This is a genomic window from Larkinella soli (assembly GCF_003703975.1).
GTDB lineage: Bacteria > Bacteroidota > Bacteroidia > Cytophagales > Spirosomataceae > Larkinella > Larkinella soli.
The window spans coordinates 943,233-956,552 of the sequence record NZ_QTJY01000001.1 but is presented as its reverse complement, the minus strand read 5'-3'; the positions used below and the strand labels follow the sequence as shown (position 1 = coordinate 956,552).

The window sequence follows — 13,320 nt, the reverse complement described above, 5'->3', positions numbered from 1 at the left end:
AAATCAAAAGGCGGCTGCCGAACATAAAGCAACAACTGTTCCTAATTCTGTGGATGCAGCCGGTCGATCAGCATCTTGTTGAACATCCGCTCCGTATTGTGCAGTTCCTGAAGCTGTTGGGCGGTGATGACCTTCAGAAATTTGCCGTTGTATTCCTTATCGAGGTCGACCAGTTTCTGCTTCAGTTCCACCGATTCGTTAATATCCTCCAGGGCATCGTTGCTTCCGGTTTTGGAAGGCCGGCGCAGTTGCCGCGTAATTTCCTTCCTCCGTTCGTTGTATTCGTTGTAGATGGGCCAGAAGCGGGGCGCCTGATCGGTGGTCAGGTTCAGGCGGTTCGTGATCAATCCTATTTTAGCACTTTCTATCTTCTGGCGGTCCTGATCCTGAGCTGCGGCCGGCCGGGAAAGCAGCAGACCCAGGCAGCAGGCCAGGAGAAACAATATCCGTTTCATAGTTCTCTTTTCAATCATTTCAGGTAAATGGTATCAGATCGCTCCCCGGCCCAGTTGATCTTCTTCGATCGCCTGCTCGATGGCTTCGGGCGAGACGTGCAGTTCATGAATCAGGGTTGAATCGTTCGGGACGGCGTGGTCTTTCAGCAGGTCCGAATAATCTTCCAGATAGATGTCCTGATCGTAGAGATAATCCCGGACCGACTCCTCGCTGACTTCGCTCAGGACGTCCGGTCCCAGCGAATTCTGTTTCTGGGGATAAGTCAGCCAGAGGAGGGCGGCCACCAGCGTAGCGCCACCCAGGGTGGCCACCGTCCGGGGCCAGGACCAGCTAATGGTAAAACGCCCGGACCGGCGAACGGTTTCGGCCTGAATGCGCGACGGCAGGGCATCGAAATAACCTTCAGGCACCGTAAACGGTAGCTGCCGCAAAGGTTCCTGCCGGTCTAAATCCTCAAGTCGTATTGGTTTCCTCGGTTCCATTGTCCTATTAATACAACGGTTTGACAAACATGCCGGTTCCGGGGTTTAATCCCCATTCAGATAATCCTCTATTTTTTTAACGGCCAGATGATAGGAGGCTTTCAGCGCTCCCACCGACGTTCCCGTAATTTCGGAAATTTCCTCGTATTTCATGTCATCGAAATACTTCATGTTGAAGACAAGGCGCTGTTTTTCAGGAAGCTTAAGCAGAGCCTTCTGAAGTTTGAGCTGAATCTCCTCCCCGCTGGGCTCTCCGCCTGACGTGACATAATCGGAATTGGTTTCCAGTTTTTCGAGCAGTTCGCCTTCCACATCCCCGATCGGAAGAAAGAACTTCCGGCGTTTCTTGTTCAGAAAGTTAAGGCATTCGTTGGTGGCGATCCGATAAATCCAGGTGAAGAGCTGCGAATCTCCCCGAAATTTTTCGAGCGAATTCCACACCTTGATGAAGGTCTCCTGGGTAAGGTCATCCGCATCGTCGTGGTCGATGACCATCTTCCGGATATGCCAATATATCTTCTGCTGATACTTTCGAATCAGCAGATTGAAGGCATAGTTCCGGCTTTGCGGATCACGGTATTTCTCAAGGAGTTCCTCGTCAGTCATACGGTAAGCAGGCAGCCGGCTGCGGTTCAGGTCGCAGCCGGCCGGCCACTGAATCCTACATTTTTCTTGCTATGGCCCGTTTGGCGGCCTCCACAATCGCTTCGGCCGTCAGCCCATACTTCTTCATCAGCTGGTCGGGCGTTCCGCTTTCCCCGAAACTGTCATGGACCCCGATCATTTCGAGCGGAGCCGGATAGTTGCGGGCCAGCGTCTGCGCCACACTGTCGCCCAGACCGCCGTTCAGCTGATGTTCTTCGGCCGATACCGCACAGCGGGTTTTCCGGACCGAGTTCAGGATGGCCTCTTCATCCAACGGTTTTATCGTGTGAATATTGATAATTTCAGCTTCAATTCCTTGCCCGGCCAGGATTTCACCGGCTTTGATGGACTCCCAGACCAGGTGGCCGGTGGCAAAAATGGAAACGTCCGGCCCCTCGTTCAGCACCAGCGCCTTTCCGATTTCGAACTTCTGGTCGGCGGGGGTAAAGATCGGCACCACCGGCCGCCCGAACCGCAGGTACACCGGCCCGACAAATTCCGCAATGGCGATGGTGGCGGCTTTGGTCTGGTTAAAGTCGCAGGGGTTGATGACGGTCATGTTAGGCAGCATTTTCATCATACCCAGGTCCTCCAGAATCTGGTGGGTGGCCCCGTCTTCGCCCAGCGTCAGACCGGCGTGCGAAGCACAGATCTTGACGTTCTTGTTTGAATAGCAGATCGACTGGCGGATCTGGTCGTACACGCGCCCGGTGGCGAAATTGGCGAAGGTGGTGGCAAACGGAATCTTGCCCCCGATGGTCAGGCCGGCCGAAACGCCCATCATGTTGGCTTCCGAAATCCCGCACTGGACGTAACGGTCGGGAAATTCCTTGATGAAGCCTTCCAGCTTCAGCGAACCCGCCAGGTCGGCGGTCAGCGCCACGACGTTCGGGTTCGTGCGGCCCAGCTCAAGAATACCCGCGCCGAAGCCGGAACGGGTGTCTTTCTTCTCAGTGTATGTATATTTTTTCATCTACTTTTCCAGCGATTAATAATCCTCCATTCCGGCAGTGACCGGCAGTTGATTCAGGGCGACGGCCAGTTGCTCATCGTTCGGCGCAACCCCGTGCCATTTGTGGCTTCCCATCATGAAATCGACGCCGTAGCCCATTTCGGTGTGCATCAGAATCAGAATCGGCTTTTCCTGACCGGCCCGGCCCTGGGCTTCCTTCAGGGTGTCGATCACGTTCCGGAGGTCGTTGCCTTTCATTTCCATCACCTCCCAGCCGAAGGCCCGGTATTTTTCGCCGAGGTCGCGGTTGTTCATCACCAGGTTGGTCGGGCCGTCGATCTGCTGTCCGTTGAGGTCGATGACGGCAATAAGGTTGTCCAGCTTATGGTGAGGTGCGAACGTGGCGGCTTCCCAGACCTGGCCTTCCTGCTGCTCGCCGTCGCCCATCAGCACATAAACGAAGTGGGGGTCTTTGTTCAGCTTTTTGGCGAAGGCGGCCCCGCAGGCTACCGAAAGGCCCTGGCCGAGCGAACCCGAAGCCACCCGGATGCCCGGCAGGTGTTCGGCCGTGGCGGGGTGCCCCTGAAGGCGGCTGTCGAGCTTCCGGAAGGTGGCCAGTTCCGACACCGGGAAATACCCGCTCCGGGCCAGGACGCTGTAAAAGACCGGGGAAATATGGCCGTTCGACAGGAAGAAGACATCTTCGTCGCGGGCATCCATATCAAAAATGGCCTTTCCTTCCTCGTCCCGTTTCAGCCGCATCACGTCGAAGTACAGGGCGACCAGCAGGTCCGTACAGCCGAGCGAACCGCCCGGGTGGCCGGAATTGACCGCGTGAACCATCCGGACGATATCGCGCCGGACCTGGGTGGCAATGTGTTGTAAGTTTTCGATTTCCATACTGCTATTTTAAGATCTGACCGGCGTGGTTTTTTGTGTCCACTTTTTCTATAATATCGGTAATAATACCGTTTTCATCGATGAGGAACGTCGTCCGCATAATGCCCATATATTTCCGTCCGTACATGGACTTCTCCTGCCAGACGTCGTAGGCTTCGACCACCTTTTTGTCGGTATCGGCCAGGAGGGAGAACGGCAGTTCGTATTTGGTGATGAACTTCCGGTGCGACTTTTCATCGTCGACACTGACCCCAAGGACCTCATAACCTGCCTGACGAAGCTCCGCATAGTTATCCCGCAGACTACAGGCTTCGGCCGTGCAGCCGGTGGTGTCGTCCTTCGGATAAAAATAAAGAACTACTTTTCTGCCCCGGAAGTCCGACAGCCGGACGGGCCGGCCGTTCTGGTCGCGGGTTTCGAAGTCGGGAGCCGGGTCGCCGATCTGGAGTGCCATAGTGGAAATATAGTTGGTTTAATTCTTTTCTTCCGTGGCCGTCGTGTCCGTCGGCGGCTGTACCGGAGCCGGCGGCAGGGTGGCCGTGACGGTGGTCAGGTTGCCGGCCCGATCCTTCACCTCCAGCACCACGCTGCCCTCGAACGGCTTTTTCGGGTCGAGTTTATCCGACCAGATCAGGGCCCGTTTGTAATCATACTGCATCAGCACCCACGCTCCATTCACCATGGCCCGGACCGTGTCCAGGCCTGAAAGGTCGTCTTTCACCGTCGCCACCAGAGCTTCATGGTCTTTCCGCAGCAGTCTGACCGTGGGCGGGTTGACGTCCGTCATGAGCTGAAAACTGCCGAGCAGCTGGGTTCGGAACCGGATGCGGTTGTCTTTCCAGAAACCGCCGATATAAGCCTTTCGACCTCCGCTGACCAGGTACATCTGGGTCCGTTTCGGATCGGCCACGGGCCCTCCGGGTACAAAATCCACCTCGATCTTATCGTTCAGCGGCACCGTCACCTGCCCGACGTCCAGCCGGTTTCCGCTATGGCTCACGGCCAGGTGGAGCGTGTCGTAGACGGCCCCGGCCGGAAAGGTAATATGAACCGTCGAATCCCGGTAGGCGGTTTCCTTTCCGGGAATGACGTGTGTCCGGTAATTCAGGGCCGCCATGGCACTTCCGATTTGCACCGAATCAGGCAGCTGTTGGCGGAGATCGACGACGTAATAGGCCTCGTTGGCCCGAACGTAACGGACCGGGAGGTCGGATTCCCCACCATCGGCATAAAGAACGGCGGGCGGAGCGACGGCGGTCGGGAAATTGGCCGCCCGGATGATCAGCGTGTTTTCCTCGGCCGAATAAAAGATCCTGGTCGGCAATTTACTGGGTTTTAACGGCCCTGTCTCCGATGCCGGGGGTTCGGGCAGGACGGTGAACCTAAGGGTACTGGCCTGCTGAAACGTGTCGTAGAGCGTGATGGTGACCTCGTGCGGTTTTCCGTCGAAGAGCGGAAGGCGGCCTTTCCGGCCGTCGGTGCGGTAGAGGTTCAGGGTGTTTCCGTCGGCCAGATAACACCGGTGAAACCGCTGCCCGGTCAGTTGCTCGATCCCATAGTTCATGTGGAGATTGATCAGCCGGGTGAGGTCGTTCGGGTAATTGGTCATGTTATAGGCAAACACTTCCTGATCGTCGAGCCGGATTTCAATGCAGCTCAGCCCGTTTTTGAAGGGAGAACCGTTGGCCCGGTCGAAACCGAGCACCTCCAGTCCAACCAGACCGGAGGCTGTCACCGGCTGGGGCAGAGTATAGTCACCGTTGGGTTTCCGAACCGGCGTCAGGGCCAGCCGGCCTGCCTGCCCATTGACGGTCGAACCGGGCGTCAGGGGCTGGATGGCGATCCGTTCGAAAAAGGGTGGTATCTCATCGGCCAGTTCCTGAAACCCGAAAAGCAACGGGTTCAGCAGGTGGTTCTTTTCGTCCCGGATTTCAAAATGAAGGTGGGGTCCGCCCGACCCGCCGGTATTGCCCGAAAGCGCCACGATCTCACCCTTTTTTACCGGAAACTGGTTGGGGGCAGGGCGGAGGTCGATTTCAAAAGTCTGCTGTTTGTACTGTTCCGAACGGAGGTAATTCGCCAGGGTGTCTTTCAATTCCCGGAGGTGGCCGTACACGGTGGTCAGGCCATTGGGATGTTTAATAAAAATTACGTTTCCGTACCCGCCGGTGAACACGGCGATCCGGGATACGTAACCGTCGGCGGCTGCGTACACGTCCAGACCTTCGCGCTGCATGGTGCGAATGTCGATGCCCGCATGGAAATGGTTCGGACGCAGGTCGCCAAGCCCACCCGAGAGGGAGTTGGCCTCGCCCGGCATGATCGGAAACATAAAATAGCCCGGTTGAACGGCCTTCAATATTTCTTTGTCCGGAGCCTGCGTCTGCGGAAAACCCGCCGGCCCCAGAAACAGCAGAACCAGGGCCGTCCACACCCGGCCCGGAATCCCGCATCGATTGATATCTACCATAAACCCACTTCCCGGCACGCGATTCGATCGGTTATTTAACGTCAAATTCCAGCATCTTCCGGTCTTCGATGAAGGCCGTCAGTCGGTCGCCGGCCTGCACCGGCCCGACGCCTTTGGGCGTTCCGGTAAACAGAATATCACCCTGATGCAGCAGAAAATAGCGGGAGACGAAGGCGATCAGGTAATCGATCCGGAACAGCATCAGTTCCGTATTGCCCTGCTGCCGGGTTTCGCCGTTGACGTCCAGACGGAACGAGAGGTTCTGAAGGTCCGGAAATTCGGTTTTGGGGAGAAAGGCCGAGACGGGAGCGGAGCCGTTGAAGCCTTTGGCCAGGTCCCACGGCAGCCCCTTGGCTTTCAGTTTCGACTGGAGGTCGCGCGCCGTAAAGTCCACGCCGATCCCGATCTCATCGTAATATTTATGGGCAAACTTCTCTTCGATGTTTTTGCCCGTCCGGCTGAACCGGATCAGGATTTCCACTTCATGGTGGATGTCCTGGCTAAAATCCGGGTAATAAAACGTTTCGTTATTGCGGAGAATGGCCGTTTCCGGTTTTGTAAAAATGACTGGATCGTCAGGTTGTTCGTTATTCAGTTCCTTAATGTGCTCGACGTAATTGCGCCCGACGGCAATGATTTTCATGGACCTTAAACTTTTACATGATCCGCAAATCTAAACAGGAAAGACGGCCTTACCACGCCATCCCTAAAAATTTTGAACAAAGGACGGAGGTCAACAGTCTCTTATTGATAGTTTTGACGTCTATACAACAAACCATTTTTCGACCTATGAAAAGATCAATCATTGCTATGTTGCTGATCGGTTTTGCAATCGGGTGCCAGAAAGTACCCCTGTCGAACCGTAAGCAGCTCGTTCTGATTCCCAACGAACAAATGCTTCCCCTGAGTTTTTCAAACTATAAGGAAGTGCTCGATACGAGCCGGGTGGTCCGTTCGGGATCGCAGGCCGACATGATCAGACGAGTGGGAGGCCGGATCCGGCAGGCGGTGGAAAGCTATATGGCCGCCAATAATTTTTCGTCCCGGCTGAAAGGGTTCCAGTGGGAGTTCAACCTGATCGAAAGTCCGCAGGTCAACGCCTGGTGTATGCCTGGTGGAAAGGTGGCTTTTTACACGGGAATCCTTCCCTATACGCAGAATGAGGCCGGAGTGGCTACGGTCATGGGCCACGAGGTTTCGCACGCCATCGCCGAACACGGGAACGAACGGATGAGTGAGGGCATGCTCGCTCAGGGGCTGTTGTCCGCCGGGCAGGTGGCCCTCGGGGCGGCTTTGGCCGAAAAACCCCAGCAGACCCAGGCGCTGTTCATGAATGCCTACGGGGTGGGCGCTCCTATTGCCTATCAGGTGGGCCGCGGGCTGCCCCATAGCCGCTCCCAGGAGTCGGAAGCCGACCGGCTGGGGCTGATTTTCATGTCCCTGGCGGGGTATAACCCGCAGGAGGCCGTCGATTTCTGGGGACGGATGGCGAAGGCCGGCGGTGGCAAAAAACCGCCCGAGTTCCTGTCGACTCACCCTTCCGATGAACGCCGGATCCGGGATCTTCAGAAACAGATGCCCGACGCGATGAAGTATTACCAGCGGGCGCGACGGTAAATATTAATTAAAATGAAGGGGATCGTTTTTAAAAACGATCCCCTTCATTTTAATCCCTGAAAGAGGTTACGCCTGCCCGGCCAGCACCTGCTTCACTTTCTCGGCGGCATCTTTCAGCTGGACCGCGGAGAAAACTTTCAGGCCGGATTCGTCGATGATCCGGGCGCCTTCTTCGGCGTTGGTGCCCTGCAGACGGACGATGATGGGGACTTTGATGTCGCCGATGGCTTTATAGGCCTCCACAACCCCGGTCGCCACGCGGTCGCCCCGCACGATTCCCCCGAAGATGTTGATCAGAATGGCCTTGACGTTGGGGTCTTTCAGGATGATCCGGAAACCCGCTTCAACGGTTTTGGCGTTGGCTCCACCCCCCACGTCGAGGAAGTTGGCCGGCTCACCGCCCGAGAGCTTAATGATGTCCATGGTCGCCATGGCCAGTCCGGCACCGTTGACCATACAGCCCACGTTTCCGTCCAGTTTGACGTAATTCAGATCGTTGGCGGTGGCTTCCACCTCCAGAGGATCCTCCTCGGTAATATCGCGGAGATTCTGCAGATCCGGGTGACGATACAGGGCATTGTCGTCCAGATTCACCTTGGCGTCGACGGCCAGAATCTTATCGTCGGAGGTTTTCAGAACCGGGTTGATTTCAAACATGGACGAATCCGTCTCGACATAGGCCCGGTAGAGGGCCGAGATGAATTTTACCATTTCCTTGAAGGCATCCCCTTTCAGGCCGAGGGCGAAGGCGAGATTGCGGACCTGAAACGGCTGGAGGCCGATGGCCGGGTCGACCCATTCCTTCACGATTTTTTCGGGTGATTTTTCCGCTACTTCCTCGATGTCCATACCGCCTTCGGTGCTGGCCATGATGACGTTGCAGGCTCTAGCCCGATCGAGCAGGATACCGATATAGTATTCTTTCGGCTCCGAAGCTCCGGGGTAATATACATCCTGAGCCACGAGTACCTTGTTGACTTTCTTCCCTTCCGGGCCGGTCTGATGCGTCACGAGCACGTTACCGATGATGTTCTTGGTAATATCACGAACCTCGTCGACCGACTTCGCCAGCTGAACGCCCCGCTGCTCGGTGCCCCGGATCTTCCCCTTTCCCCGGCCGCCGGCGTGAATCTGGGATTTGACCACCACAAACTTGGAGTTGGTCTCTGCCATGATTTTTTTGGCGGCTTCAACGGCTTTTTCGGGCGATTCGGCAACGATGCCTTCCTGTATGCGGACACCGTAATGTTTTAGTATCTCTTTACCCTGGTACTCGTGAATGTTCATATTGACCGGAACAAGGAATGGTGAAAAAAAGACTATTTTCGCGGCAAGTTAGCCAATAAATGGTTTCGTTCGGCTTCCTTTGATCCGATTCAGACATCAATTCGATGACTCCTCTGCTGCAAGCTTCCGATATTACCCGCTCCTACGGCGATCTGCCGGTCCTGAAGGGCATCAACCTCCAGATCCAATCCGGAGAGATCGTATCCATCGTAGGGGCATCGGGCGCCGGCAAGAGTACGCTGCTGCACATTCTGGGAACGCTCGACCGGCCCGACGCCGGCCAGGTGACGCTCGGCGGGGAAAATGTCTTCAACCTGAATGAAAAGGACCTGGCCCGCTTCCGTAACGACCGCATCGGCTTCGTCTTTCAGTTTCATAACCTCCTGGCCGAATTCAGTGCCCTCGAAAACGTCTGCCTGCCCGGGTTCATCGGCGGGAAAAACGAACAGGAGGTCCGGGCCCGCGCCGAAGAACTCCTGAATATACTGGGCCTGGGCGACCGCAAAAACCACCTGCCTTCCCAGCTGTCGGGCGGAGAGCAGCAGCGTACGGCCGTCGCCCGGGCGTTGGTTAATTCACCCGCCATCGTCTTCGCCGACGAGCCCAGCGGAAACTTGGATTCGCACAATGCCGAAGAACTGCACAAGCTTTTTTTCCGGCTTCGCGACGAGCTGAACCAGACTTTCGTGATTGTAACCCACAACGATTTGCTGGCCCACATGGCCGACCGGCAGCTGACTATCCGCGACGGACAGATCGTTTAGGCGGTTTTTTGAGTAATATTACTTATAATGTTGCTTACTTGTCGGTATTGGTTACAACGTTAATACTCTGTAAATCAACGGTTTGACAATTAGATAATGACTCTGTAAAAAATTTTTAAAGGAATTGAACTTTATATTGCAACTTATGTTATATTTGCATCGAAAAGAAAAGTTTTTCATAACGTTGAGTAAATCAGAAAGCCATGAGGGTCGTCCCACGTGGCTTTTTCGTTTTTGTAGGTGGATATACCTATAAATTGGGTAGGCTATTGTAAATGGTCCTGGTCCGGCCGTTTTCCGAAATATTTCCTATAAGAAACCTGTGGTCGGGGAGTGGCCGAACGTCCGGTTTTTACCGTTTAAATTCCTTTAATCGCTGCAGAATGGCATAGGTGAGTTCGTACTCACTGGCCTGGAGAATAAACAGATCATCGAAGCGGCAGAACGCCCTGAATTGTTCCATTTCGTCCCCTTTCAGATCGGTGGCCCTGCCGGCCACGAGTTCAAAGCGATATCCGGCCAGCTTAGCCCGGCGGTCTTCCTGCATCAGAACGGCCAGCTTCCGGTCGGCCTTGGCGCGCTTGCTGAACAGCTCGTAAAGCAGGGTAACCGGCGATTGCGCCAGGTTGACGATTTCCCCGGCCGACAGGTTACGCCGGGCTTCCGGCTCACTCAGAATCTGTTCCAGTTCCCGCTTCAGTTCGGCCTCCCGTTTTCCCCGTACCGTGACTTCCTGAAGGTTGATGACGTCGTCGGCCAGTTGCCGCTTCATCCGGAGGAGCGGCTGCCGCTCCTGTCCGTCCCACTGAAAAGCCGCCCGACCGTGGGTCGGGCTGGTAATGATGACCGAATCTCCGGGTTTGACCTGGAGGTAATAGGACCCGGCCGGGTTGGTGCGCCCCACCGCCTGCGAACGTTTGTTGATCACGCTGGCATTGTTGACGCCCTGACCCGATTCCTGGTCGAGAACCTTGCCGATGATATACCTCGGCGTCTGAGCCCAGGCCCCGAAAGACAGCAGAAGAAACAGCAATAGGAGTCTCATATGGAAAGGCAAGTTCGACATTCGGCCGGTTTAATGGAAAGAAATGAAGAATTTGTCATTGGATTTAAGAAAAATTAACAGGATTGACGGGGCTCCCGTCCGCCTTTTGCGCTGACAAATCTTTGTTAGTCCGACTGGTATTTATATTTTACCTGTATTATATTGCCGGAAACTTCATCGGCATGGCAGACGCCTACAAAAAGGGGCGGGGAGCACAGTTCAATCCGCACAACCGGTTTCAGTCGCGGCAGACGGAATTCGACCCGGAGCAGGATGTTCCGGACGACGATTTTCCGGAACCCCGGATCCGGACCCAGTTTATCGAAGACTTCCCGAAGCAGATCATCAGCCGCCCGGAAAGCCCCGACATCGGCTTCTCGGCCTCCATCAATCCTTACCTGGGCTGTGAGCACGGATGTATTTACTGCTATGCCCGCAACTCGCACGAATACTGGGGTTTCTCGGCCGGGCTGGATTTCGAAAGCAAAATTCTGGTAAAGAAAAATGCGCCGGAACTGCTGGAAAAAGCCTTTCAGTCGAAAAAATACCGCCCGGAAGTGATTCATCTTTCCGGCAATACGGACTGTTACCAGCCGGCCGAACGCGAATTCGGGCTGACGCGGAGAATCCTGGAAATCTGTCTGCAACACCGCCACCCGATCAGCATCCTGACCAAGAACGCGCTCGTTCTGAGGGATGTGGATTTGCTGAGACAACTGGCCGATCAAAACCTGGCCTTCGTACTGATCTCCCTGACCACCCTCAACGAAGACCTGCGGCTGGTGATGGAACCCCGCACCGCCACGGCCCGCCGTCGGCTCCAGATCATCGAAACCCTGACCAAAGCCGGGGTGCCGGTCGGCGTCATGACGGCCCCGATCATACCGGGACTGAACGATCACGAAATTCCGAAACTGATCGAAGCCGCTGGGGGCAGTGGGGCGATCTGGGCCGGCTATACGGTGGTCCGGCTGAACGGAGCCATCGGGCCGCTGTTCGAGGACTGGCTCCGGAAGACCTTTCCGGACCGGGCCGACAAGGTGCTTTCCCAGATTCGGGAATGCCACGGCGGAAGTCTGGAGGACTCCCGCTTCGGAACGCGCATGGCCGGCGAAGGGCGGTTTGCCGAACAGATCCGCCAGCTGCACCGGATCGCCTGCCGGAAATACCTGCCGGAAGCCGGACTGCCTGAACTCGACACCTCCCGGTTTCGACGCGGCAATCAGCTGAACCTGTTCGATTAGGCCCGGAGCGGTCCCGCCAGTTTCAGGATCGTGAAATAGTGGTGCGCTTCGTGGAGCAGAAAAAACTCGGCCCAGCCTTCGACCGACATCGGCCCGTAGACGGGATGAACCCCGGTTTTCCGCAGCTGGTCGACCGTCAGTCCGGCCAGAAAGTCCAAAACAGCGGCACGGGTCTCCCGGTATTCCGCCAGCAGGCGTTCCGTCGGTTTCGTCCGCCATTCCCCGAAACCCGGGTCGGTGTCGGCCACATAGCGGTCGAAGGCCGGACGGTTTTCCTTCAGAATGGTTTCCATCCGCTCCAGAAAAACCAGGTGATAGCGGCCCAGGTGGGCGATATTTTCCAGAATGGACCACTTTTCGGGCTGCGGACGGCTCCGTACCTGAGCTTCGGTCAAACCGGCTAACAGAGTATCGAGCGCAACGGGCTGATGCCGGAGACGTAGGAGCAGAGAGGGATTCATTCCGCCAAAATAGGAAAAAGCCATCGGTGTAACTATTTCCGGTAACCTCAGTTACAATATCGAAACCTATTTTTCATCAAACCGATCAGCGTTATGAGTTATGTTCCGTCGTCCGTCGACCATTCCGGGCAGAAGGTGAATTTGTTTTATCAGGATTGGGGAACCGGCCGGCCGGTGGTGCTGATTCATGGCTGGCCCCTCAGCCATGAAATGTGGGAATACCAGTTGACCGAACTGCCGAAGCACGGGCTTCGCTGCATCACTTATGACCGGCGCGGTTTCGGGAAGTCGTCGAAACCCTGGGACGGCTACGACTATGATACGCTGGCCGATGACCTGAAGGCGGTATTGGATGAACTGGACCTACAGGATGTGACGCTGGTTGGCTTTTCGATGGGTGGGGGTGAAGTGGCCCGCTACATGAGCCGGTATGGCGGAGCGCGGGTGTCCAGGGTGATTTTCGTCGGGGCCGTGACGCCTTTCCTGTTGAAGACGGCCGACAACCCGGATGGGGTCGACAAGCAGGTGTTCGACCAGATCCTGGAACAACTGCAGAAAGACCGGGCCGATTTCCTGTCCAACTTCGGTAAAATGTTTTACGGAGTCAGTATGCTGAACCACCCCGTGAGTGAATCGCTGCTGGCCTGGAACCAGGGGCTGGCCCTGCTCGGTTCGCCGAAAGCGACGCTCGACTGTGTGCGTTCGTTTTCGGAAACCGATTTCCGCAACGACCTGCCGGCCATCCAGGTTCCCACGCTGGTCATCCACGGCGACTCCGATAAGATCGTTCCCATCGAAGCGTCGGGAAAGCTGACGCACCAGTTGATCCCCCAATCCCATATGCTGACCTATGAGGGGGCCCCGCATGGGCTGTTTTACACCGAAAAGGACCGCCTGAACGAAGACCTGATTGCATTCATCACCGCCGACCAGCCGGTGTCGCAGCCGGCCTCCTGATTCAGGCCCCCGGTATCGCGCCCGGTACCGGGGGCCTTTT

At 56.0% G+C, this 13,320-nt stretch carries 15 protein-coding genes; 4 read left to right on the top strand and 11 right to left on the bottom strand.

Annotated elements, in window-relative coordinates; genetic code table 11:
- Window positions 1-41: 41 nt before the first annotated feature.
- The 8 genes from DX909_RS06110 to DX909_RS06075 all read right to left on the bottom strand — a co-directional run bounded on the left by DX909_RS06110 (window position 42) and on the right by DX909_RS06075 (window position 6,548).
- Entirely contained in the window at window positions 42-455 is a 414-nt protein-coding gene (locus DX909_RS06110; RefSeq protein WP_229310964.1) for a hypothetical protein, read from the bottom strand.
- A 33-nt stretch (window positions 456-488) separates the two neighbouring features.
- Entirely contained in the window at window positions 489-887 is a 399-nt protein-coding gene (locus DX909_RS06105; protein WP_229310963.1) for a hypothetical protein, read from the bottom strand.
- A 96-nt stretch (window positions 888-983) separates the two neighbouring features.
- Window positions 984-1,544 (bottom strand): RNA polymerase sigma factor, encoded by a 561-nt coding sequence (locus tag DX909_RS06100; RefSeq protein ID WP_128544217.1) that lies wholly within the window; start codon window positions 1,542-1,544, stop codon window positions 984-986.
- Between the two features lie 55 nt (window positions 1,545-1,599).
- Window positions 1,600-2,556 (bottom strand): transketolase family protein, encoded by a 957-nt coding sequence (locus DX909_RS06095; protein ID WP_128544216.1) that lies wholly within the window; start codon window positions 2,554-2,556, stop codon window positions 1,600-1,602.
- 15 nt (window positions 2,557-2,571) lie between these two features.
- On the bottom strand, window positions 2,572-3,435 hold the full coding sequence (locus tag DX909_RS06090) for a transketolase (RefSeq protein ID WP_128544215.1): 864 nt from the start codon (window positions 3,433-3,435) through the stop codon (window positions 2,572-2,574).
- 4 nt (window positions 3,436-3,439) lie between these two features.
- A complete protein-coding gene (gene bcp, locus DX909_RS06085; protein ID WP_128544214.1) occupies window positions 3,440-3,889 on the bottom strand; it encodes a thioredoxin-dependent thiol peroxidase in 450 nt (149 codons plus the stop codon).
- A gap of 18 nt (window positions 3,890-3,907) precedes the next feature.
- Entirely contained in the window at window positions 3,908-5,905 is a 1,998-nt protein-coding gene (locus DX909_RS06080; RefSeq protein ID WP_128544213.1) for a M23 family metallopeptidase, read from the bottom strand.
- Between the two features lie 31 nt (window positions 5,906-5,936).
- A complete protein-coding gene (locus tag DX909_RS06075) occupies window positions 5,937-6,548 on the bottom strand; it encodes a fumarylacetoacetate hydrolase family protein (RefSeq protein WP_128544212.1) in 612 nt (203 codons plus the stop codon).
- A gap of 146 nt (window positions 6,549-6,694) precedes the next feature.
- Between DX909_RS06075 and DX909_RS06070 the strand changes: the two genes are divergently transcribed.
- Window positions 6,695-7,522: a M48 family metallopeptidase gene (locus tag DX909_RS06070; RefSeq protein WP_128544211.1), complete on the top strand. Its 828-nt coding sequence runs from the start codon at window positions 6,695-6,697 to the stop codon at window positions 7,520-7,522.
- Between the two features lie 66 nt (window positions 7,523-7,588).
- Here the strand turns inward: DX909_RS06070 and sucC are convergent, their stop codons facing one another.
- Window positions 7,589-8,809 (bottom strand): ADP-forming succinate--CoA ligase subunit beta, encoded by a 1,221-nt coding sequence (gene sucC / locus DX909_RS06065; RefSeq protein WP_128544210.1) that lies wholly within the window; start codon window positions 8,807-8,809, stop codon window positions 7,589-7,591.
- Window positions 8,810-8,913: 104 nt separating this feature from the next.
- On the opposite strand from sucC, the gene DX909_RS06060 reads away from it, so the two are divergent.
- Window positions 8,914-9,573: an ABC transporter ATP-binding protein gene (locus tag DX909_RS06060; RefSeq protein ID WP_128544209.1), complete on the top strand. Its 660-nt coding sequence runs from the start codon at window positions 8,914-8,916 to the stop codon at window positions 9,571-9,573.
- Window positions 9,574-9,925: 352 nt separating this feature from the next.
- Here the strand turns inward: DX909_RS06060 and DX909_RS06055 are convergent, their stop codons facing one another.
- Window positions 9,926-10,618 carry a hypothetical protein gene (locus tag DX909_RS06055; protein ID WP_128544208.1) on the bottom strand — a complete coding sequence of 231 codons (693 nt, stop codon included), beginning with the start codon at window positions 10,616-10,618 and terminating at the stop codon, window positions 9,926-9,928.
- Window positions 10,619-10,800: 182 nt separating this feature from the next.
- On the opposite strand from DX909_RS06055, the gene DX909_RS06050 reads away from it, so the two are divergent.
- Entirely contained in the window at window positions 10,801-11,862 is a 1,062-nt protein-coding gene (locus DX909_RS06050) for a PA0069 family radical SAM protein (protein WP_128544207.1), read from the top strand.
- Here DX909_RS06050 and DX909_RS06045 read toward each other — a convergent pair.
- Window positions 11,859-12,347 carry a DinB family protein gene (locus DX909_RS06045; protein ID WP_128544206.1) on the bottom strand — a complete coding sequence of 163 codons (489 nt, stop codon included), beginning with the start codon at window positions 12,345-12,347 and terminating at the stop codon, window positions 11,859-11,861. The genes DX909_RS06050 and DX909_RS06045 overlap by 4 nt on opposite strands.
- Before the next feature lie 69 nt (window positions 12,348-12,416).
- On the opposite strand from DX909_RS06045, the gene DX909_RS06040 reads away from it, so the two are divergent.
- Window positions 12,417-13,280: an alpha/beta fold hydrolase gene (locus DX909_RS06040; RefSeq protein WP_128544205.1), complete on the top strand. Its 864-nt coding sequence runs from the start codon at window positions 12,417-12,419 to the stop codon at window positions 13,278-13,280.
- Window positions 13,281-13,320: the final 40 nt, after the last annotated feature.